This window comes from Streptomyces javensis (genome assembly GCF_039525925.1).
Lineage (GTDB): Bacteria > Actinomycetota > Actinomycetes > Streptomycetales > Streptomycetaceae > Streptomyces > Streptomyces asiaticus.
Window position 1 is genome coordinate 45,017 of sequence record NZ_BAAAIF010000022.1, and the last position, 19,864, is coordinate 64,880.

Annotated in this window: 20 protein-coding genes and 1 pseudogene; 8 read left to right on the top strand and 13 right to left on the bottom strand. The window is 71.9% G+C overall.

Going from position 1 to position 19,864, the window contains the following annotated elements; all coding sequences use genetic code 11:
- Positions 1-78 precede the first annotated feature (78 nt).
- The 3 genes from ABD329_RS20955 to ABD329_RS20965 all read left to right on the top strand — a co-directional run bounded on the left by ABD329_RS20955 (position 79) and on the right by ABD329_RS20965 (position 2,133).
- A complete protein-coding gene (locus tag ABD329_RS20955; RefSeq protein ID WP_198274811.1) occupies positions 79-687 on the top strand; it encodes a TetR/AcrR family transcriptional regulator in 609 nt (202 codons plus the stop codon).
- 115 nt (positions 688-802) lie between these two features.
- Positions 803-1,687, top strand: coding sequence for an alpha/beta fold hydrolase (locus ABD329_RS20960; RefSeq protein ID WP_198274810.1), 885 nt, complete (start codon positions 803-805; stop codon positions 1,685-1,687).
- Positions 1,688-1,752: 65 nt separating this feature from the next.
- Positions 1,753-2,133: a winged helix-turn-helix transcriptional regulator gene (locus ABD329_RS20965; RefSeq protein WP_198274809.1), complete on the top strand. Its 381-nt coding sequence runs from the start codon at positions 1,753-1,755 to the stop codon at positions 2,131-2,133.
- A gap of 68 nt (positions 2,134-2,201) precedes the next feature.
- Here ABD329_RS20965 and ABD329_RS20970 read toward each other — a convergent pair whose 3' ends face one another.
- Positions 2,202-2,609 (bottom strand): RidA family protein, encoded by a 408-nt coding sequence (locus tag ABD329_RS20970; RefSeq protein WP_198274808.1) that lies wholly within the window; start codon positions 2,607-2,609, stop codon positions 2,202-2,204.
- 263 nt (positions 2,610-2,872) lie between these two features.
- On the opposite strand from ABD329_RS20970, the gene ABD329_RS20975 reads away from it, so the two are divergent.
- Positions 2,873-3,661 (top strand): hydrolase, encoded by a 789-nt coding sequence (locus tag ABD329_RS20975; RefSeq protein ID WP_198274807.1) that lies wholly within the window; start codon positions 2,873-2,875, stop codon positions 3,659-3,661.
- A 37-nt stretch (positions 3,662-3,698) separates the two neighbouring features.
- Here ABD329_RS20975 and ABD329_RS20980 read toward each other — a convergent pair.
- The 3 genes and pseudogenes from ABD329_RS20980 to ABD329_RS20990 all read right to left on the bottom strand — a co-directional run.
- Positions 3,699-4,390 (bottom strand): annotated as a pseudogene (locus ABD329_RS20980) (hypothetical protein); the annotation flags it as partial.
- 192 nt (positions 4,391-4,582) lie between these two features.
- Positions 4,583-5,863 carry a YeeE/YedE family protein gene (locus ABD329_RS20985; RefSeq protein WP_344316745.1) on the bottom strand — a complete coding sequence of 427 codons (1,281 nt, stop codon included), beginning with the start codon at positions 5,861-5,863 and terminating at the stop codon, positions 4,583-4,585.
- Positions 5,864-6,147: 284 nt separating this feature from the next.
- Positions 6,148-6,909 (bottom strand): FadR/GntR family transcriptional regulator, encoded by a 762-nt coding sequence (locus ABD329_RS20990; RefSeq protein ID WP_198278887.1) that lies wholly within the window; start codon positions 6,907-6,909, stop codon positions 6,148-6,150.
- A gap of 158 nt (positions 6,910-7,067) precedes the next feature.
- On the opposite strand from ABD329_RS20990, the gene ABD329_RS20995 reads away from it, so the two are divergent.
- Positions 7,068-7,871, top strand: a complete 804-nt coding sequence (locus tag ABD329_RS20995) for a carbon-nitrogen hydrolase family protein (RefSeq protein WP_198278886.1) — start codon at positions 7,068-7,070, stop codon at positions 7,869-7,871.
- Entirely contained in the window at positions 7,865-9,301 is a 1,437-nt protein-coding gene (locus ABD329_RS21000) for an APC family permease (protein ID WP_198278885.1), read from the top strand. Before ABD329_RS20995 ends, ABD329_RS21000 begins: the two co-directional genes overlap by 7 nt.
- Before the next feature lie 64 nt (positions 9,302-9,365).
- Here the strand turns inward: ABD329_RS21000 and ABD329_RS21005 are convergent, their stop codons facing one another.
- Positions 9,366-10,232 carry an AraC family transcriptional regulator gene (locus tag ABD329_RS21005; protein ID WP_198278884.1) on the bottom strand — a complete coding sequence of 289 codons (867 nt, stop codon included), beginning with the start codon at positions 10,230-10,232 and terminating at the stop codon, positions 9,366-9,368.
- A gap of 251 nt (positions 10,233-10,483) precedes the next feature.
- Here ABD329_RS21005 and ABD329_RS21010 point away from each other — a divergent pair, with 251 nt between their 5' ends.
- Positions 10,484-10,828: a hypothetical protein gene (locus tag ABD329_RS21010; RefSeq protein ID WP_198278883.1), complete on the top strand. Its 345-nt coding sequence runs from the start codon at positions 10,484-10,486 to the stop codon at positions 10,826-10,828.
- On the opposite strand, the gene ABD329_RS21015 is transcribed toward ABD329_RS21010, so the two are convergent.
- The 6 genes from ABD329_RS21015 to ABD329_RS21040 all read right to left on the bottom strand — a co-directional run bounded on the left by ABD329_RS21015 (position 10,786) and on the right by ABD329_RS21040 (position 16,945).
- Positions 10,786-11,493, bottom strand: coding sequence for a pentapeptide repeat-containing protein (locus ABD329_RS21015; RefSeq protein WP_198278882.1), 708 nt, complete (start codon positions 11,491-11,493; stop codon positions 10,786-10,788). The genes ABD329_RS21010 and ABD329_RS21015 overlap by 43 nt on opposite strands.
- 20 nt (positions 11,494-11,513) lie before the next feature.
- A complete protein-coding gene (locus ABD329_RS21020) occupies positions 11,514-12,047 on the bottom strand; it encodes a ferritin-like domain-containing protein (RefSeq protein WP_198278881.1) in 534 nt (177 codons plus the stop codon).
- Positions 12,048-12,205: 158 nt separating this feature from the next.
- The gene (locus ABD329_RS21025) at positions 12,206-13,090 is read right to left on the bottom strand and encodes a DNA/RNA non-specific endonuclease (RefSeq protein ID WP_198278880.1); all 885 of its coding nucleotides are present in this window, start codon (positions 13,088-13,090) and stop codon (positions 12,206-12,208) included.
- Between the two features lie 161 nt (positions 13,091-13,251).
- Positions 13,252-15,402 (bottom strand): xanthine dehydrogenase family protein molybdopterin-binding subunit, encoded by a 2,151-nt coding sequence (locus tag ABD329_RS21030; protein ID WP_198278879.1) that lies wholly within the window; start codon positions 15,400-15,402, stop codon positions 13,252-13,254.
- Positions 15,399-16,391: an FAD binding domain-containing protein gene (locus ABD329_RS21035; protein WP_198278878.1), complete on the bottom strand. Its 993-nt coding sequence runs from the start codon at positions 16,389-16,391 to the stop codon at positions 15,399-15,401. Before ABD329_RS21035 ends, ABD329_RS21030 begins: the two co-directional genes overlap by 4 nt.
- A complete protein-coding gene (locus ABD329_RS21040) occupies positions 16,388-16,945 on the bottom strand; it encodes a (2Fe-2S)-binding protein (protein WP_044567454.1) in 558 nt (185 codons plus the stop codon). The genes ABD329_RS21035 and ABD329_RS21040 overlap by 4 nt, the downstream gene beginning before the upstream one ends.
- Before the next feature lie 249 nt (positions 16,946-17,194).
- On the opposite strand from ABD329_RS21040, the gene ABD329_RS21045 reads away from it, so the two are divergent.
- The gene (locus ABD329_RS21045; RefSeq protein WP_198278877.1) at positions 17,195-17,806 is read left to right on the top strand and encodes a TetR/AcrR family transcriptional regulator; all 612 of its coding nucleotides are present in this window, start codon (positions 17,195-17,197) and stop codon (positions 17,804-17,806) included.
- 24 nt (positions 17,807-17,830) lie between these two features.
- On the opposite strand, the gene ABD329_RS21050 is transcribed toward ABD329_RS21045, so the two are convergent.
- Together ABD329_RS21050 and ABD329_RS21055 are read right to left on the bottom strand one after the other, a co-directional pair.
- Positions 17,831-18,853 carry a Gfo/Idh/MocA family protein gene (locus tag ABD329_RS21050; RefSeq protein ID WP_344316749.1) on the bottom strand — a complete coding sequence of 341 codons (1,023 nt, stop codon included), beginning with the start codon at positions 18,851-18,853 and terminating at the stop codon, positions 17,831-17,833.
- Positions 18,850-19,854: a Gfo/Idh/MocA family protein gene (locus ABD329_RS21055; RefSeq protein ID WP_198275139.1), complete on the bottom strand. Its 1,005-nt coding sequence runs from the start codon at positions 19,852-19,854 to the stop codon at positions 18,850-18,852. The genes ABD329_RS21050 and ABD329_RS21055 overlap by 4 nt, the downstream gene beginning before the upstream one ends.
- Positions 19,855-19,864 lie beyond the last annotated feature (10 nt).

Here is a 19,864-nt window from a genome sequence, read left to right on the forward strand (position 1 = left end):
CCCCGGGCAGCGCCCCCTGCGTAACCGACCGGTCGACTGTAATTGACTGATCGATCTCAAAAGGGTTAGCGTGCCGGTATGGCACGGAGGAAGGAATTCGATCCGGAGGTCGCGCTGGACGCCGCCATGCGGCTGTTCTGGCGCAATGGCTACGAGGGGACGTCCACCAGCGACCTGGTGGACGAGCTGGGCATCGCGCGGGCAAGTCTGTACGGGACCTTCGGGTCCAAGCGCGGACTGTACCTGGCCGCGCTCGACCGCTTCCTCTCCGGTGGCGCGGGGCCGAGCCCGGCCGACATCCTGGCGTCGCGCGCCTCGGCCCTGGACGCCGTCCGGGATCTCCTGGAGACCAGCGCCGCGGCCCCGAAACCGGACACGCCCCAGGGCTGCTTCGCGGTCAACGCCACGGTGGAGCACGGCGATTCCGACCCCGAGATCGCGCGGCGCCTCGAGGGCAACCGAAGCCGCCTCGAGACCGCGCTCTACGGCGCGCTGCTGAGGGCCCACGCGGAGGGTGAGCTGGCCCCCGGCGTCGATCCGAGGTCCGCGGCCACCATGCTGGCCTCGCTCAACAGCGGCCTGAAGGTGCTCTCGTGCGCGGGCGCGGATCAGCGCGACCGCATCGCCTCGTCCATTGACGCCGTCATGGCGATGCTGACCCCACCGGCGGCCGCCGGCACCGACTGACCCCGGCGATCCGCGGCCGCGCGCGCGGAGGACACCTGTGTTCGCCGGTGGCTCTTGCCTGCGCTCATTCGAGACTACTCAGTCCCGAAACCTCGAGATCGAACATGGAGAAGCAATGATTTCCGACCATCGTGGAGTACCTGTCCGCACCGGCCGCGCCGCCGTCAACGGGACGAAGCTGCACTACCGAACGGCCGGCTCCGGCCCGGTGCTGGTACTGCTGCACGGCGTGCCCAAGACCGGCTATCACTGGCGGCACCTGGTCCCGAAGCTGACGGCGCGGCACACCGTCGTCGTACCGGACCTCCGTGGTCTGGGCGACTCCGCCCACCCCGCGGACGGCTTCGACTGCGCCACGATGAGCGATGACATCGCCGCGCTGATGGCCCACCTCGGGCATGACACCTACACCGTGATGGGCGAGGACTGGGGAGCGGTGGTCGGCTATCAGCTCGCCGCCCGGCACCGCGATCACGTCGAGGCACTGGTGTTCGCCGAGGCGCTGCTGCCCGGGTTCGGCTTCGAGGACCACACCGCCCTGACCCACGAGAACGTCTCGGGCGGGATGTTCCTGTGGCATCTGGGCTTCTACTTCCAGCCGGACGTGCCGGAGATGCTGATCGCCGGGCATGAGCGCGAGCTCCTCACGTACATGCTCAAGGACGAGCGCAGCTACCCCGACACCGCCACCGCGGACGCGATCGAGGAGTATGTGCGCTGCTACTCCATGCCCGGCGGTATCCGCTCGATGCTGGCGATCTATCGGGCGATGCTCGTCGACGCCGAACAGAACCGGGAGGCGGCCCGGACGAGGCTGGACATCCCGGTGCTGGCGCTCGGCGGCGACGCGTTCATCGGCGACCGGAACGAGGCCCAGATGCGGCTCCTCGCCCATGAGGTCACCGGCCATGTCTTCGAGGCCGGACACGACCTCGCCGAGGAGGTGCCGGACGAGGTGGCCGATGTACTGCTGACGTTCCTGACCGACCGGCTCGCGTGACCCGAGTCGGCTCCCCGCGTCCGTGCTCTCTTGTGGTGACTCGGGAACTGTAGGAGAGTGAGTCCATGGGGACCAAGCAGTACACGGGCTCGCCCGAGGACGCCGATCTGATGCGCGCGGACTCATTGGCGCGGGAGATCTTCGCGGACGTCGCCAACAAGTGGGCGTTCCTGATCATCGAGTTCCTCGGTGAACGCACCCTGCGCTTCAGTGAGTTGCGGAACGAGGTCGAGGGCATCAGCCACAAGATGCTCACCCAGAACCTGCGCATGCTGGAGCGCAACGGCCTGGTCGAGCGGAAGGTGCACCCCACCGTGCCGCCACGGGTCGAATACACCCTCACGGAAGCGGGCCGGGGCCTGCGCGCGACGGTCGATGGAATGTGTGACTGGACGCATGCGTACCTCGGTCATATCGAGGAATCCCGCCGCCGCTTCGACGCCTGAGCGAGCGGAGCACCCTCCCGGGCCGCGCGGTGGCCCCATGAGAGGTGGGGGCCACCGCGCGGCCGCGCTCAGTCGAGGACCGCGGTGGCCTCGATCTCGACCAGATGCTCGGGTACGTCCAGCGCCGCGACCCCCAGCAGCGTCCCCGGCGGGACCGGGGTGACCCCCAGCTTCGCGGCCGCCCGGGCGGCCCCCTCCAGGAACTGGGGCATCTTGTCGGGGGTCCAGTCGACGACGTAGACGGTCAGCTTCGCCACATCGTCGAAGGAGCCGCCGGCCTCGGCCAGGGCGATGCCGATGTTGAGGTAGCACCGCTCGACCTGAGCGGCGAGATCACCTTCGCCGACCGTGACCCCATCGGCGTCCCAGGCCACCTGCCCGGCGATGTGGATCAGCCTCGACCCGGTCGCGATCGACACCTGTCGGTACGCGTCGATCTCCGGCAATCCGCTGGGGTCTACCAGGGTGATGGCCATGCTGCCTGCCTTTCCGTCATGGAGCCGTGCTCTCTGGTGGTTACTCGGGAACTGTAAGAGAGCGGCCTCTGACATGGAAGAACGCACTTTTCGGTGACTGAGGAACCTTTTGGTGACCGACGTGGTGAGGGGGTGCGCGTACCGGTCGCGCGGACGTCCGGCCTTCCGGGTTTGTCATGTACGGGCTACAGTTTGGAAGACGCGTGGGAGCGCTCCCAAACTCCAGGTGCTCCCGATCCTCCCGACCAGCCGAAGGATCTCCCATGACCTCCACACCACACCGCGCCCTGGCCGTCGCCGCGGTGGCCGTGGCGGTGGCAATGGCCGCCCCGGCCGCGCCACGGGCCTCGGCACAACCGGCGGCCTGCGCCGCCAACGGCTTCTGTGAGGACTTCGAGTCGCAGACCGGGACCACCCCCGCGGGCCGCTGGACCACGGCCGTCGCCAACTGCTCGGGCACCGGCACCGCCACCGTGGACACCACGATGGCGCACGGCGGCACCAAGTCGGTGCGGATCACCGGCAAGGCGGGGTACTGCAACCACGCCTTCGCCGGCACCTCGCTGTCCGGTCTGCCGTCCGGCGGCGACCTCTACGCCCGCTTCTGGGTCCGCCACACCACCGCGCTGCCCGCCCAGCACGTCACGTTCGGCGCGCTGCGCGACGCCAACGACAACGGCAAGGACCTGCGCATGGGCGGCCAGAACAAGGCGCTCCAGTGGAACCGCGAGTCGGACGACGCCACCCTCCCCGCCCAGAGCCCGGCGGGTGTCGCGCTGAGCACCCCGCTGCCCGTCAACACCTGGACCTGTCTGGAGTTCCGCCTGGACCGCACCGCGGGCCGCCTGGACACCTGGGTGAACGGCGGGCTCGTCACCGGTCTGGTGGTCGACGGCGCCCCGACCCAGGACGTCGACCAGCAGTGGCTGAACCGGGGCGGGTGGCGGCCCGCCCCGGCCGATCTGCGGCTGGGCTGGGAGAGCTACGGCGAGGGCGACGACACCCTCTGGTACGACGACGTGGCCGTGGGCACCACGCGTATCGGCTGCTGAAGGGCCGTCAGGGGGCGGGGCGCGGCTCCCGGTCGGATCAGGGGTTCAGGGGGAAGCCGACCGACCGGGACTTCTTCCACTCGTCGTGCTCCAGGTCCTTGGCCTCGGTGCCGTCCCCGTACAGGTCGGCCGAGCCGCCGTCGGTGATGACCTGGGCGCGGGCGCCGGGCGCCGCGAGGTCGGGCACGTCCACCACGATCTCCCAGCCGCCCGGGTCGGCCGTCGGCAGGTCGAGCCGCTTGACCGGCTGGTGCCCGGGGACGCCGTCCCAGGAGTAGAGCGCGTACGGGGCGCTGTTGTCCTCGGCCGCCCAGGAACCGGCCACGATCAGGTACTGGCCCTTGTCGTTGCGGCGGATGTCGCGGACGCTCAGGCCCCCGAGGTCGAGGGTGACGGGGTCGCCGAAGGGCGCGTGGGTGTCCTGTCGCCCACGGACCGGGCCAGCTTGTCGGCGTTGGTGACCGGGACCAGCAGCGCCTTGCCGCCGTCGGCGGGCGGCACCAGCGGCGCCCGGAAGCCGATGTACGCGGTGGAGCCGGAGCCGGGCGCGAACTCCAGGCCCTCGACGTTGAATCCGTCGATCTGCTTGGGCACCTGGCCGTCCGCGGTGCCCTTGGCGAAGGCGAGCCGGTCGCCGTTGGCCTTGTCCCGGTCCACCAGGTCGTCGCGCAGGCCCTGGTACGAGCCGTCCACCTCGAGGTCGGTGTCGGCGCCCGAACCGGAGACGGTATGGGACGGGACCATCGTGAGTACCCTTCGTCGGCTGCGGGGCCGGTCGGCGGACCGGCACACCGCCCTGACGATGGATCACCCAGATGGCGTGAGCATGAACGATCATCGAACATGAACCGCTCACGGCCCGTGGACTCCAGCGACCAGCGACCAGCGACCAGCGACCCGCGCCCACGGCCCCGCCGATCGTCAGCAGACGCCGTCGCCCGGCTTCGGGTTCCCGAGCCCGAAGAACGGCCGCAGCTTCAGCCCGGCCCAGGTGCCCAGGAGGGCGAAGGCGCCCCAGACCCAGCCGTGCAGGCTGCCGGAGGCGATGCCCGCGAGATAGGCGCCGATGTTGCAGCCGCCCGCGAACCGGGCACCGATGCCCATCAGCATCCCGCCGAGCACCGCCGCGGTCGCCGTACGCCACGGCACCCCGCGGTGCAGGGTCCAGGTGCCGCCGAGCGCCGCGGCGACCGCCGCGCCGATCATGATGCCGATGTCGGTGAGGCTGGTCTTGTCGGCGAGCACGGGCCCCGCGAGCATCTCCTTGTTCCCGGGCTGCTGCCACCAGCTCCAGCTCTCCGGGTGGCCGCCGAGCGCGCGCACCAGCTCCGCGCCCCACAGGCTGAAGGCGCTGGTGACGCCCCACGCGCCACCGGAGACGAGCAGCACACCGGCGCCCAGCACGGCCAGCGCCAGCGCGCCGACCGCCAGCGGCCAGGAGCCGCGCAGCACACGGGCGGCGGCACCGCGCGCGGAGGGCACCGGACCGGTCGGCGGCGGGTTGCGGCGGGCCTGGACGCGCCGGCTGACCAGGACGATGGCGGCGAGCACGAGGATGGTCACCGCCCACGAGCCGAACCAGCCGATGTGGTCCGCCATGACGACCGGCTCCAGCGAGGGCAGGTCCTTCCACAGGTCGAACTGCCAGGCGGCCAGGGTGGCGCCGCCGATGAAGCCGCCGAGCGTGAGCACGATCGACGTCTGCCCCGAGCCGACCGCGAAGAGGGTGCCGGAGGCGCAGGCCCCACCGAGCTGCATGCCGACGGCGAAGAGGAACGAGCCGATCAGCAGCCCGAGCCCCAGCGGTCCGCCCGAGGGCGCGGGCACGGAGCCGAACAGCCCGGTCCTCGTCCCGATGAGCAGGGCGAACAGCGTGGCCGTCGTGCCCAGCAGCAGGGCGTGGGCGCGCAGCCCGGTGCCGTTGCCGACGGCCACCAGCTGCCGCCAGGCGGAGGTGAAGCCGAAGCGGGAGTGGAAGAGGGCGACGCCCAGGGCGAGGCCGAGCAGCAGCAGCACGCCGGGCTTGGCCCCGTGGGCGGACCATACGTACGCGGTCAGCGCCGCGGCGAGCAGCCCGGACACGGCGAGCGGCACCCGCCGCACCGGCGGCGCGGCGGGCGCCTCCGGCCGTGGCGCGGAGGTGGGGGAGGGGGCCAGTAGTGCGGCGGTCTTCGCCGCCTCGGCGGGCGGGGCGGTGGTCACGTGCGGGCTCCGGAGATGGGGAGAGGGATGACGCTGGGCGGGAGGGCCCGGCCGGACGGCGCGGCGCCGAGGTGGCGGCGCGCGGCGGGGGAAACCGGCTGGTTCCGGCTCAGCGGCGACAGAGGCCGTCGTCGACGCACCACGCCGAGCTCGCGAACAGCGCGAGACAGAGCAGACGGGCGGGTGCGGACATGTACTCCAGGATATGGTCCGGGTTTCAAGAATTGGACCCCGGTCTCACCATGCGATCTGTGGGGTCAGCCACAGCCGCGGATGGCCCCGGATCAGCCGTCCTCGCCCCGCTCGGCGGTGTCCGCGAGGCCGACGTACATCGAGTGGTGCAGCTCGGCCACGTGGTCCCGGAGGAGGGCGGCCGCCGTGGCGGCGTCCCGCGCGGCGAGGGCGGCCCGGATCGCCTTGTGCTGCTCGTTGCTGCCGCGGAGGTAGTCCAGCGGATACGGCAGGAAGTACGCGTACAGCTCCCCGGTGACCCGCTCGTACATCCCCAGCGCTGAGGGCAGCCCGGCGCCCTCGGCGAGGGCCAGGTGGAACCGCTTGTCGCTGGCGTGGAACTCGGCCCAGCTCTCGGCCGCGTCCATCTCCCGGACGCACTCGTCCAGCCGCTCGAGCCCCGGTCGGCCGAGCCGCTCGGCGGCCAGCTGCGCGAAGCCGGCCTCCAGCACGATGCGCTCGTCGATCAGCCGGTGCACCCGTTCGCTGTCCTCCCGGTACGCGGCCACCTGCGCCACGGTGCGGCGGCTGGGCCGCTCCGCGATGAAGGTGCCGCCCGTACGCCCCGGGCGCCGCTGGACGACGCCCTCGCGTTCCAGGGTGCCGAGCGCCCGGCGGACGGTGATCTCGCCGACCCCGAGCGCCGCCGCCGTGGCCCGCACGTTGGGCAGCCGCTCGCCGGGCGCCAGCAGGCCCAGGTCCACCGCCAGCGAGATCCGGGCCCGTACGGTGTCGACGGCGCTGGTGCGGCGGATCGCGGCGAGGGCGCTGCTGGTCAGGGCGCTCGGTGCGCCGGACGGTTCCTGGGTCGCCATTCCCACAGCGTAGGCACCCCCGCCCCACGGCCTCCCCACGGTCCTCGGACGAAGCCCGGTGCTTTGCGGAACCGTGACCTCCGGGGGTTTACGTGATCAAAGTGAGCATGTTTTCATGGCTCGAATTCACCCCTGGACGCCCACTGTCGAAGGCACTGATGAAGATCTCCGGACTACAGACGGCGGGAACGCCCGGCGACGTCGACGCCAACCTCCGCGAACTGGACGCGGCGTGCCGTCGGGCCCGTGCCGAGGACGCCGAACTCCTGATCACCACCGAGCTGTTCATCACCGGCTACGACATCGGTGACGCCGTTCGGGACCTGGCCCGCACCGATCTGCTCTCCCCGGCCCAGGAGATCGCCGCCGCCCACGGCATCGCACTCGTCCTCGGGGCCCCCGAGTACGACGACGGCGCCTACTACAACAGTGCCTTCTTCATCGACCCGGCCGGAGCGATCCTCGGCCGCCACCGCAAGACCCATCTCTTCGGCGACCTCGACCGCAGGTACTTCACACCGGGCGACCGGACCGCCCCCGTCATCGACTACGCGGGCGTCCGGATCGCGATGCTGATCTGCTACGACGTGGAGTTCCCCGAGAACGTACGGGCCGCCGCCCTCGCCGGCGCGGACCTCGTGGCGGTCCCGACCGCCCAGATGCAACCGTACGAGTTCATCGCCGAGCACCTGCTGAGGGTGCGCGCCTGGGAAAACCAGATCTACATCGCCTACGTCAACCATGACGGCGACGAGGGTTCACTGCGCTACGTCGGCCGAAGCTCCATCGTGAGCCCGTCGGCGACCGTGCTGGACAGCGTCGAACACGGCAACCGGCTGCTCTTCGCCACCGTGGAACCGCACACGGTCCGGACAGCGCGCAAGGCCAATCCGTATCTGGCCGACCTCCGGCCAGACCTCTTCACCCCGTCCGCCCGCGCCACCAAGGACCCGTCATGCTGACCGACCCCGAAGTGCACGCATCCGCCCCGCAACAGGCCAAGACGAATCTTTCGGGGCGGCTCGGCACCGGTGCCATCGTCTTCATGGTGATCGCCGCCGCCGCGCCGCTGACGGTGGTCGGCGGCAACGTCCCGCTCGCCATCGCCGGCGGCCCCGGCGCCGGAGCCCCCGTCGGCTTCGCCCTCGCCTCCCTGATCCTGCTGGTGTTCGCGGTCGGCTTCGTCACCATGACGCCCCACGTTCCGCAGGCCGGAGCCTTCTACGCGTACGCCACCCGTGGCCTGGGGGGCCGGGTCGGAGTGGGCACGGCCGCCGTCGCTCTCGTCGCGTACACGGCGATCCAGGTCGGCGTGTACGGCTATCTGGGATGGGCCGTGAACGATGTCCTCCACACCTTCGGCGGGCCGTCCCTGCCCTGGTGGGTGTGGGCGCTCGCGGCGCTCTCCATCGTGGCCCTCCTCGGCTACCGCCATATCGACCTCAGCTCCAAGGTCCTCGGTGTGGCACTCGTCCTGGAGATCGCGGTGGTGCTCGTCCTGGACGCCGGGATCTTCGCCCGGGGCGGCGCCCACGGGGTCAACGCCGAGTCGTTCACCCCGCATGCGGCGTTCTCCGGACCGCTGGGCGTGGCCGTGCTCTTCGCCATCACCGGATTCATCGGTTTCGAGGCCACCGCCGTCTTCCGGGACGAGGCCCGCGATCCGGAGCGGACCATCCCCCGGGCCACCTACCTCGCCGTCCTGATCATCGGTGGGTTCTACACCCTGTCCTGCTGGGCGCTGGTCCTGGCGGCGGGCACCGATGACGCCCCGGCCGTGGCCCAGAAGACCCTGGACGGGCAGGGCAACATGCTCATGGACACCGCACAGGCATACGTCGGCACCGCGCTCCGGGACGTGATGCAGGTGCTGCTGCTCAGCAGCCTCTTCGCCTGTGTGCTCTCCTTCCACAACGTCATCGCCCGCTACACCTTCACCCTCGCCCGCAAGGACCTCCTTCCCGCGCGGCTCGGCGTCGTCCATCCGCGCCACCACTCGCCGTCCGTCTCCTCGGTCGTCCAGACCGTCACCGCGCTGGTCCTGGTCGTCTGCTGCGCGGTCGCCGGACTGGATCCGCTGGTGGGCGTCTTCGGCTCCATGGCGGGGGTGGCGACGGTCGGCATGATCCTGCTCATGCTCATCACCTCCATCGCCGTGGTCGCCTTCTTCGCGCGCGACGCCCGGCTCGCCTCGGGCAGGGCCTGGCAGACCCGGGTCGCGCCGGTGCTGGCCGTGGCCGGACTGCTGACCGCGCTGTGGCTGGTGTTCTCCAACTTCACCCTCGTCACCGGCGTAGGTGTGGGCGCGAGCGTCGTCCTCGGCGTCATTCCCTTCCTCGCGCTCCTCGCGGGCCTGGTCCGAGGGGACCGCGGCGCGCGGGAGCGTATCTGACAACCGCCCGGTCCGGCCGCCCGGGCGAGGCACGGGCGGCCGGACCGGACCACGCTGCGGAGCGTCAGACCGCGGTCCGCTCCACGGGGATCCACAGCTCCGCGTCCGCCCGCGCCCCGTCCTGCGACAGCCGGGTGCGCAGGATCTCCGGACCCGGCCTGCTCTGGTACGGGTTGGACGGGAACCACTGCGTGAAGACGTCCCGCCACAGGAACTGGAGCGCCCGCGGGAACGGCCCGGAGTTCTCGAAGACGGCCCATGTCCCCGCCGGGACGGTGAGCGCGTCCAGGTCCTCCGGGGCGGCGGCCCCGGTCACCACCCCGTGGTAGTAGTCGAGTTCGGTTCCCTCGGCCCGGCTCGGGTCGAGGTTGTCGCTCACCCCCAGGATCCCCTCCGGCTCCTGATCGGACAGGGCGGCGATCCGCCGTACCGTCTCCTGGCCGAGTCCCCGGATGAACTCCGCGATCGCCGGATTCACCCCCTCGTGCACAAGCGGAACCCGGACCTTCTTGCCGACCACCTGGAACCGCTCCTTCTCCACGACCCGGTACCGCATACTGCTGCTCCCTTCGACGACGAGGCGGAAGGACATCCGCGGCTGGGAGTTCAGCGAGGCACCCGCCCGCCGGGCCTCACCCGGGCCCACACCGTGCATGGCCCGGAACGCCCGCGCGAACGCCTCCCCCGAGCCGTAGCCGTAGCGCACCGCGATCTCCAGGAGCGTCCGCTCCCCGGCGAGCACCTCGGCCCCCGCGAGGGTGAGCCGTCTGCGCCGGACGTACTCCGACAGCGAGATCCCCGCCAGCGCGGAGAACAGCCGCCGGAAGTGGTACTCCGACGTCATCGCGATCCGCGCCAGCTCGGCCACCTCGATCCGCTGGTCCAGCCGCGAATCGAGGTGGTCCAGGGCCTCGTTGAGCCGCTCCAGCACCTCGGTCTCCTTCCTTGACGCCGCTCACGTTAGGAAACCGGCACCCCGCCGGACCCGACATCCCGTGCCCGGTCCGGTCGGGTACGGCGGTCCGTCACCGACGTCCCGGCCATCGCTTTGCCCTGGGTACGGTCGGGGTTCATCCATACGTCCGTTCGATCACCGTTTCATCACAACGCATACATGGCTCTCCCACTTCGCGGTCGCCGCGCCGCATGATGCACCCCACCGTCCACGCACCGGGGAGACACATGGGCACCCGCACCGTCCAAGCCGCGGCAGTCATCGCCATCACCCTGCTCCTGACCGGCTGTTCCACCGGCGGTGACGTGCGCGACAAGAGCACACCGAGCGGCACCCCCGCCGCCGCGGAGAAGGCCGAGACCACCCGGGCCTGTGTCGACGCCATCGCCGACCGGGCCGCCGCCCACAAGGGCGGAGCGGTCCGCTCCCACCCCGTCCCCGCGCCCTGCGCCCGGCTGTCGGACGCCGACTACCTGGACGCCTATATGAAGGGTCTCGAGCAGGCGCACCGCGCGGCCCGGAAGACCTCTCAGGGGGAGACCGCCACGGCGACCGGCGGCGGGGGAAGCTGACCCGAGGCCCGGTCCGCCCTCCGGTCCGGATGGTCGGCGCAGGAGACCCGTGCGCTCGACCGGGAGCCGTCCGGGCAGAGGACGTTCTCCCAACTCGTCGTCGAGATATCGGCACCCCGCAGCCGCGCGCCACGGAGATCGGAGTCGGACACCGTGGCCCCGGCCAGATCGGCGCCGCTCAGATCCGCTCCGTTGAGGCCGACATGGGTGAGGGACGCCGCCCGCAGATACGCGCCGTCCAGCCGTGCGCCCTCGAAGCTGACATCGGTGAGCAGACCCCTGCCGAGCCTGGCGCCGCTCAGATCGGCGCCGCGCAGATCGACCTGCGAGAGGGTGGCGGAGGTGAGGTCCGCCCGGCGGAGGTCGGCGCCGCGCAGATCGACGTTCTCCAGCGACACCGCGGCCAGCCGTGCCGCGTAGAGATTGCCGCGGCGCAGATTGGCCTCGGACACCAGTCCGGTCAGCGTGGACCGTTCGAGGTTCACGCACCGCAGCTTCTTCTGCCACAGGTCGCCACCGGCCACGGTGCGGCTGGAGAGATCCCTGCCCGTACGGCCGGAACAGCTCCGGCCGTGGTCGTCGTCCTCCCCGCACCCGGCGAGCAGGGCCGTGGACAGGGCGGTCACGATGAGGCAGGAGAGCGAGCGGGGCCACCGCGCGGTCATGGGCCGGCCCATCATGGGTGTCAGACGCCGATCAGATCCACCAGATCGTCGGCGTGCTCCTCCTCTTCCTCGAGGATCGACTCCATCAGCCGGCGGGTGGTCGGGTCGTGTTCACCCAGCCAGCGGATGATCTCCTGATAGCTGGCGATCACGATGCGCTCGGCGAGCAGATTGTGCTCCAGCATCGTCTTGAGGTCGTTGTCGGCCGGGGTGGTGTAGTCGGTGTGGGAGCGCTGGGTCAGCGAGTCGGGGTCGAAGTCGGGGTCGCCGCCGAGCTGCGAGACGCGTTCGGCGGCGCGCAGCGCGTGCTGCATCTCCTCCTTGGCGTGCTCGGTGAACTCCGAGGACACCTGGGCGCGGTCGATGCCGCTGGCCGAGATGGCGTGGCGGGTGTAGCGCAGCCAGCACACCACCTCGGTCGCGATGACGTCATTGAGGATGCCGATGACCCGGTTCTTGTCCAGACCGTAGGTGTCCGTCACCGGGCCCGCCGCCATCTTCCGGCGGGCGTCGTCGCGGATCCTGGTCACGTCCAGCACGAAGTCGTCGCTCATCGGTGCCCTCTCTGCTCTCCTCGGCTTGGGCGAGTGGTTCCCCGCCGGGGCCCGGAGGGGAGCGGGCGGAGCGGGAAGATGACTGGATCGCCGCACAGCGCCAGCCGATCGGCGGTATCCGGCGCCGGTGCGGCGTCAGACGCGTCTGGCGGCCGGGTTCACGCGGCGTGCACGGTGATGTCGTCGTAGGACTCCAGACGGGTCCAGCGGGGCGCGGCGCGCCGTCCCGCGGTCAGCCGGTCGGCCGCCGGGAGCGGGCCCAGGTCCAGGGCGGTGAGGCGGGCGATGTCGGCGACCGGCACCTGGAAGGTGCGGAACGCCCCGAGCGGGGGCGGGTCTCCGGCCCGTGCGGCCTCCGCCATGACCCGGGCGGCGGCGTCCCGGCTGAGGTCGGGGCTCTGGTCGAGCACATAGGCGGTGGACGCCAGCTCCCCGTCCTGCATGAACGCGGCGACCTTCCAGAACCGGAGCGGCACCTGGATGCCCCGGTAGGGCGGATCGGAGTTCTCGAGCACGGGCCCGGTGAACACCGTCAGCTTCCTGTCGAACTCCTCGGCGTGGTCCAGCAGGAAGTTCTCCAGCCCCTGCCAGAGCTGTTTGCCCTGGTTGAAGACGTTCATCTGGGGAGCGGCGTTGGTGTAGTGGAAGGTGTCGTCGTTCGCCATGACCGCGTTCGGACCCCATACGGGATCGAGACGGCGGACCAGATGTCCCTTGTCCAGCGGGTTGTCCTGGTAGACGGGGTGCCCGGCCTGCTGGGACTCGGGCACACGGGGGTCGAAGCGCCAATCGTCCTCGCGCTCCACGGCGACGAGGTGCGCGCCGTCGATCGTGACGGCCGTCGCCGCGGCCAGTCGGCGGTCCGGGCGGAAGACGACGCTGAAGTTGGTGTAGGGCAGGACGGTCGTCCCGGTATCGGGGCCGGTCGGCCGGGGCAGCGGCAGGGAGGGTCCCAGGAAGTGTTCGTCGTAGCCCTTGCGGTCCACCAGGGACATCGGGCTCGCGGTCGCGGCGTTCTGCGGGGGATCGGGGGGAGTGGCCATGCCGTTGTCGGTACCGTGCCGTCCGATCACATAATCGGACCGGACCTCCCATCCCGCCCGTATGGTCGAGCGGACTCGCCCCACAAGGTCACACCACGTACGACTTCGGCGCCGGCCAGGTGGGAAACCTGGCCGGCGCCGAGCGCTCGAGGGCGAAAGGGTCAGCCCGCGTGGCCGGGCTCCGGCACGTTCGTCCCCGCCGACAGGACCCGGTCCGGGCGGATCGGCAGGTTGCGGTGGCGGACGCCGGTGGCGTGCCACACCGCGTTGGAGATCGCCGCCGCGGCCCCCACGATGCCGACCTCACCGACGCCCTTGATGCCGACCGGGTCGTCCGGGTCGGGGTCGTCCACCCAGTCCGCCTCGACGACCGGCACATCGGCGTTGGCGGCGAAGTGATAGCCCGCGAGGTCGGGGGAGACGAGGCCGCCCGAGGCCCGGTCCCTGACCGCCTCCTCGTGCAGCGCCATGGAAATGCCCCAGATCATTCCGCCGACGAGCTGGTTGCGCGCGGTCAGCGGGTTGACGATCCGGCCCGCCGCGAAGATGCCGAGCATCCGCCGCACCCGGACCTCTCCGCTGGTGACGTCCACGGCCACCTCGGCGAACTGCGCGCCGAAGGAGTGCCGTTCCTTACTAGCCAGGGCGCCGATCGCCTCGGTGGTGTCGGACCGTGCGGTGATCCCCTCGGGCGGGATGTCGCCGCCCAGGGCCAGCCGCTCGCGCAGCTCGCTCACCGCGATCGCCACGGCCCACGCCCAGGAGCGCGTGCCCATCGAGCCACCGGCGAGCATCGCCGGGCCGAGGTCGCTGTCCGCCATGACCACCCGGACCCGCTCCGGATCCACCCCCAGCGCGTCCGCGGCGACCAGGTTGATGGCGGTCCGGGCACCGGTGCCGATGTCCGCCGCGTTGATGCGCACCGTGAAGGTGCCGTCCGCCTCCGCCGTCACGGCCGCCGTGGACGGTCCGGCGCCGGAGTGGAAGCTGGCCGCCGCCATACCGGTCCCGAGCAGCCAGCGCCCCTCGCGGCGCACCCCCGGACGGGGATCCCGGTCGGCCCAGCCGAACCTGCGGGAGCCCTCCTCGTAGCAGGCGACCAGATTGCGGCTGCTGAACGGCAGGCCCGAGACCGGGCCCCGGTCGGGCTCATTGCGGACGCGCAGCTCGATCGGGTCGATGCCGGTCTTCTCGGCGAGCTCGTCCATGGCGCACTCCAGCGCGAACGAGCCGGGTGCCTCGCCGGGCGCGCGCATGAAGGTCGGGCTCGGCACATCGAGCCGTACGACGCGGTCGCTGGTGTAGTGCGCGTCGGCGTCGTACATCACGCGGCCCACCGTGGCGCTCCGCTCGATGAACTCATGGATGGTCGAGGTGACGCACTCGGACCGGTGGTCGAGCACCCGCAGCCGCCCCGACTCATCGGCGCCGAGCCTGACCCGCTGCGCGGTGGGGCTGCGGTAGCCGATCGTCGAGAACATCTGGCGGCGGGTCATGACGACGCGCACCGGGCGATGGAGGACGGTGGCGGCCATGGCGGCGGCCACCTGGTGCGGGCGGGTGGTCTTGGAACCGAAACCGCCGCCGACGTGCTCGGACCGCACCCGCACCGACTCCGGGTCGAGGGAGAAGATCTGCGCGAGCTCGGCGGCCACCATCGTGCTGCCCTGGTTGGAGTCGAAGACCTCGAGCCGGCCGCCGTCCCAGTGGGCCGTCGCCGCGTGCGGCTCCATGGGGTTGTGGTGCTCTTCCGGGGTGGTGTACTCGGAGTCCACCACGAACGTGGACGCGGCGAGCTCGGCCTCGACATCGCCCTTCGACGCCACCGCCGGCCCGAAGGGCGAGTCCGGAGGGGTGTACATGTCCGGGTGTCCGGAGGTGAAGCCGATGTCGTGCGGCTCCTGGTCGTACCGGACGACCAGCGCTTCCGCGGCCTCCCTGGCCTGCTCGGGCCGCTCGGCGAGGACCAGCGCCACCGGCCAGCCCATGAAGGGGACGCGGTCGCTCTGGAAGACCCCGAGGATCGGATCGGGCTTCCCGATCATGCCCATGTAGTCCAGGTTGACCCGCGGGGCGTTCTCATGGTCGATGACCGCGAGGACACCGGGCATGGCGAGGACCGGCTCGGACTCGACCGCGCTGACGCGGCCGCGGGCCACGGTGGACAGCACCATCCAGCCGTGGGCCAGGTCGGGCAGGGGGATGTCGCCCGCGTAGCGGGCCGCTCCGGTGACCTTCTCCCGGCCCTCCACGCGGGTGCGCGCGGTGCCGAAGGCGCCCGTCGTCGTGGTGGTTCCGGTCGTCGTGGTCATCGGGCGGCCTCCTCGGTGAGTTCGGTCAGCAGGGCCACGACGAGATTGCGCATCAGCGGCACCTTGTATCCGTTGTGGGGCAGTGCCTCGGCGGCGGCCAGCTCCGCGTCCGCGGCGGCGGCGAACGCCTCGGCGGTCGCCGGGCCCCCGGTCAGCGCCCGCTCGGCCGCCAGGGCCCGCCACGGCCGGGACGCGACCGCCCCGAAGGCGAGGCGGACCTCCTGGACCACCCCGTCCCGGACGTCGAGGGCGGCGGCGATCGAGCCGATCGCGAAGGCGTAGGACGCGCGCTCGCGGACCTTGCGGTAGCGGGAGTGGGCGGCCACCGGGGCCGGCGGCAGGGTGATGCCGGTGATCAGCGCGCCGGACGGCAGCGCGGTCTCCAGGTGCGGGGTGTCGCCCACGGGCAGATAGAAGTCCGCGAGCGGCAACTCGCCCGGCCCGTCGGCGGTTTCGTACCGTACGACGGCGTCGAAGGCGGCGAGCGCGACCCCCATGTCCGAGGGGTGGGTGGCCACGCAGTGCGCGGAGGCGCCGAGGATCGCGTGGTTGTGGTGCTCGCCCTCGATGGCCGGGCAGCCGCTGCCGGGGAGGCGCTTGTTGCAGGGCCCGGCCACATCGGTGAAGTAGCCGCAGCGGGTGCGCTGGAGGAGGTTGCCGCCGACGGTGGCCATGTTGCGCAGCTGCCCGGACGCGCCGGCCAGGACGGCCTGGGTGAGGGCCGGGTAGCGGCGCCGCACCTCGGGGTGGGCGGCGAGATCGCTGTTGGTGACGGTGGCCCCGATGCGCAAGGCCCCGTCCGGCGTCACCTCGACGTGGTCCAGGGGCAGCTCTCGTACGTCGACCAGGCGTCCCGGCCGCTCGACGCCGGTCTTCATCAGATCGACCAGATTGGTGCCGCCGCCGAGGTAACGCGCGTCGGGGTCGGCGCCGAGCACGGAGACCGCCTCGGAGACCTCGAGGACCCGCTGGTAGCCGAACTCCTTCATGCGAGGGCCTCCTCGGTCCCGGCCGTGCGCGCCTCGGCCGCCCGCGCGACCGCCTGGACGATCGACACATAGGCGCCGCAGCGGCACAGGTTGCCGCTCATCCGCTCCCGGATCTCGTCCGGGCTCAGGGGCGGGGGTCCCGCTTCGGGGCGGACGTCGGCGGTGGCGGCGCTCGGCCAGCCCGCCGCGTGCTCCTCGAGCACGGCCAGGGCGGAGCAGATCTGCCCCGGGGTGCAGTAACCGCACTGGTAGCCGTCGAGGTCGAGGAAGGCCTGCTGCACCGGGTGCAGCTCGTCGCCCTCGGCCACGCCCTCGATCGTGGTGACCTCACGGCCCTCGGCCGCCACCGCGAGCTGGAGACAGGAGACGGCCCGGCGGCCGTCGATCAGCACCGTGCACGCACCGCACTGGCCCTGGTCGCAGCCCTTCTTGGTGCCGGTGAGGTCGAGCTGCTCCCGCAGGGCGTCGAGCAGGGTGGTGCGGTGGTCGACGGGCAGCGTGTGTTTCTCGCCGTTGATGGTCAGCGTGATGACGCTGGACGTCGATGGGGCCATGATCAGCCTTCTTTCGCGGGTGTGGGGCGCGTTGAAGTCGTCCGATGGAGGGGCCCGGGGCCTAGGGAGGGAGTCCCGAGGATATGAGATGCGGGACAATGCCGGTCGGCGCTCGGTTTCGGCCATCCACACTGGCCGGTTCAGCCGGTAAGGTGGACCTAAGCGGACAAGTGTCCGCCGTGCATGAAACTTAGCGGACAGCTGTCCGGTGAGCAAGGTCGGCGCTACGGCGGGCCCGGAGGAGGGCGAGTGCGGGCAGAGAGGGACGCGCGTCTGCGCTCGGACGCGGCCGCGAACCGCGAGCGCATCCTGGAAGTGGCGCTGGCGGAGCTGACGCGCTCGGCGGACGTCCCGCTGAGCACCATCGCGAAGAAGGCGGGCGTCGGGCAGGGCACGCTGTACCGCAACTTCCCCAGCCGCGAGGCCCTCGTTCTGGAGATCTACCGCCATGAGATGCGGCAGGTGGCCGACACCGCGGCCGAGCTGCTGCGCACGCGTGCGCCGGACCAGGCGCTGCGGGAGTGGATGGGTCACCTCGCCCGGTTCGCCATGGCCAAGGCCGGTCTCGCCGACGCGCTGCACAAGGCCATCAGCGCGTCCTGCGGCCAGGAGAAACCGGGGCACGGCCAGATGACCGAGGCCGTGGCGATCCTGCTGCGGGCCAACGAGGAGGTCGGCACCATCCGCCCGGGCGTCACCACCGACGACTTCCTGCTCGCCATCGCCGGCCTGTGGCAGATCGGCCCCGACGCGAACGGGCAGGCACGTGCCCGACGGCTGCTGGACCTCGTCATGGACGGGCTGCGCACGGGTGCGCCCGGGGCGGCCGGGCCGGGGGCGGCGGCCGGCGGGGCGAGCTGAGCCCGGCCGGGCTCAGCTCGCGGATCAGCCCGAGACCGGGAGCGCGGTACGCGGCCGGGGCGGGAACCCGGCGGCGCGGTAGCACGCGTCGATCAGGGACATGGTGGTCAGCGCGTCCTCGGCGTCCAGCGGAAGCGGTGTGCCGTGCCGCAAGTGCGCGGCGTACGCGTCCAGTTGGTAGGTGTACGAGGACCGCTTGCCCAGCTCCTCGGTCCGCTCACCCGCGGGCGTACGCACCACGACCCGGTCGTCCAGATGGGGCTGGACGAAGTTCATGGCCGTCGCCTCACCCCGCGAGCCGACCACCCTGAAGCTCATCCGCCATTCCTCATGTGCCATATGGCAGCGGGCGGATCCGGTGGCACCGCCGGGGAAGGCCAGGTCCGCGTCCAGCCACTCGTCCACGTTCGGTGCGCCGTGCCGGGCGCCGCCCCGGGCGGTGACCAGGCGCGGGGGACCACCGGCAAAGGGGGCCAGCATGGCTTGCGCGTGCAGGCTGTAGCAGCCCAGGTCCATCAGGGCGCCCCCGGCCAGGGGCAGGGACCAGCGGGGGTCGGACCCGGGCGGGGCGGGCATGGTCATCGTCGTCTCGACATGCCGCAGCTCCCCGAGCTCCCCGGAGCCGAGCAGTTCGTGGAGGCGGCGGGTGACGGGGTGGAAGAGGTAGTGGAAGCCCTCCATGAAGACGGTTCCCGCCTTGGCGGCGGCGTCGCGCACCTCGGTGGCCTCCTCGGCGTTGCTCGCCGAGGGCTTCTCGGTCAGCACATGCTTGCCCGCGGCGAGGGCCGCGAGGTTCCACGGCCCGTGCAGGCTGTTGGCCAGGGGGTTGTAGACGACCTCCACCTCGGGATCGGCGATCACCTCGGCGTAGGTGTCCAGGACGCGTTCGACGCCGTGCTCGGCGGCGAACGCATCGGCCCGGCCACGGGAGCGGGCGGCCACGGCGACGAGGCGGTGGCCGCCCGCGCGGGCGGGGCCGACGAGGGAGAACTCGGAGATCCGGGCGGCGCCCAGGACCCCGATGCGCAGCGGCTCGGCTGTCGTCATGCCTTGCGTACCTCTTCCATGGTCACGGGGCGGTGTTCGCGCAACGACAGGGTGCAGGCCTCGGCGATCCAGCCGGCCTCGACGGCGTCGGCGACGGTGCAGGGGGAGGGCCGCAGCCCCGCCGCGACCTCGGTGAAGGCGGTGAGCTCGGCCCGGTAGGCGGCGGCGAAGCGGTCCATGAAGAAGTGGTGCGGTGTGCCGCCGGGGAAGGTGGCGCCCGGTTCGGCGGAGCGCAGCGGCAGCCTGTCCTCCAGGCCCGCGGCCACGCTGTCCGTCATGCCGTGGAGCTCCAGGCGGGCGTCGTAACCGCGGGGGTTGTGGCGGGTGTTGGAGACCACGGCGAGGGTGCCGTCGTCCAGGGTGAGGAGGGCGGAGGCGGTGTCCACGTCTCCGGCGGCCGCGATGTACTCGGCGCCGCGGTTGGCGCCGGTCGCGTAGACCTCGGCGACCTCGCGGCCGGTGATCCAGCGGACGGTGTCGAAGTCGTGCACGGCACAGTCGCGGAAGATGCCGCCGGAGACGGCCACGTAGGCGGCCGGGGGCGGCTCGGGGTCCAAGGTGGTGGACCGCACGGTGTGCAACGGCCCGAGCTCACCGCTGACCACGGCCGCCCGCGCGGCCGCGTAACCGGGGTCGAAGCGGCGGTTGTAGCCGATCTGGACCTCCACCCCACCACCCTCCACCGCGCGGAGGACATCGAGGCTCTCCTCGATCGTGCGCGCCACGGGCTTCTCGCAGAAGACCGGTACGCCCGCCCGCACGGCGGCGAGGATGAGTTCGGGGTGGGCGTCGGTGGCCGCGGCGATCACGACGCCGTCCACTCCGGCCGCGAGCACGGCCTCCGGCGAGTCGACCGCGTGGGCGCCGAAGCGCTCGGCGGCGGCGGTGGCGGCCGCGGCGACCGGGTCGGTGACCACGAGCGAGTCCACCGCGTCGAGCGTGGACAGGGTCTCGGTGTGGAAGGCGCCGATCCGGCCCAGGCCCATGATGCCGATACGCATGGGGAGTCGT

Excerpts from the sequence above, each read along its gene's own strand:
- ABD329_RS20955 (WP_198274811.1), top strand. The coding sequence starts at position 79 with ATGGCACGGAGGAAGGAATTCGATCCGGAGGTCGCGCTGGACGCCGCC.
- ABD329_RS20960 (WP_198274810.1), top strand. The coding sequence starts at position 803 with ATGATTTCCGACCATCGTGGAGTACCTGTCCGCACCGGCCGCGCCGCC.
- ABD329_RS20965 (WP_198274809.1), top strand. The coding sequence starts at position 1,753 with ATGGGGACCAAGCAGTACACGGGCTCGCCCGAGGACGCCGATCTGATG.
- ABD329_RS20970 (WP_198274808.1), bottom strand. The coding sequence starts at position 2,609 with ATGGCCATCACCCTGGTAGACCCCAGCGGATTGCCGGAGATCGACGCG.
- ABD329_RS20975 (WP_198274807.1), top strand. The coding sequence starts at position 2,873 with ATGACCTCCACACCACACCGCGCCCTGGCCGTCGCCGCGGTGGCCGTG.
- ABD329_RS20990 (WP_198278887.1), bottom strand. The coding sequence starts at position 6,909 with ATGGCGACCCAGGAACCGTCCGGCGCACCGAGCGCCCTGACCAGCAGC.
- ABD329_RS20995 (WP_198278886.1), top strand. The coding sequence starts at position 7,068 with ATGAAGATCTCCGGACTACAGACGGCGGGAACGCCCGGCGACGTCGAC.
- ABD329_RS21000 (WP_198278885.1), top strand. The coding sequence starts at position 7,865 with ATGCTGACCGACCCCGAAGTGCACGCATCCGCCCCGCAACAGGCCAAG.
- ABD329_RS21010 (WP_198278883.1), top strand. The coding sequence starts at position 10,484 with ATGGGCACCCGCACCGTCCAAGCCGCGGCAGTCATCGCCATCACCCTG.
- ABD329_RS21015 (WP_198278882.1), bottom strand. The coding sequence starts at position 11,493 with ATGACCGCGCGGTGGCCCCGCTCGCTCTCCTGCCTCATCGTGACCGCC.
- ABD329_RS21020 (WP_198278881.1), bottom strand. The coding sequence starts at position 12,047 with ATGAGCGACGACTTCGTGCTGGACGTGACCAGGATCCGCGACGACGCC.
- ABD329_RS21025 (WP_198278880.1), bottom strand. The coding sequence starts at position 13,090 with ATGGCCACTCCCCCCGATCCCCCGCAGAACGCCGCGACCGCGAGCCCG.
- ABD329_RS21030 (WP_198278879.1), bottom strand. The coding sequence starts at position 15,402 with ATGACCACGACGACCGGAACCACCACGACGACGGGCGCCTTCGGCACC.
- ABD329_RS21035 (WP_198278878.1), bottom strand. The coding sequence starts at position 16,391 with ATGAAGGAGTTCGGCTACCAGCGGGTCCTCGAGGTCTCCGAGGCGGTC.
- ABD329_RS21040 (WP_044567454.1), bottom strand. The coding sequence starts at position 16,945 with ATGGCCCCATCGACGTCCAGCGTCATCACGCTGACCATCAACGGCGAG.
- ABD329_RS21050 (WP_344316749.1), bottom strand. The coding sequence starts at position 18,853 with ATGACGACAGCCGAGCCGCTGCGCATCGGGGTCCTGGGCGCCGCCCGG.
- ABD329_RS21055 (WP_198275139.1), bottom strand. The coding sequence starts at position 19,854 with ATGCGTATCGGCATCATGGGCCTGGGCCGGATCGGCGCCTTCCACACC.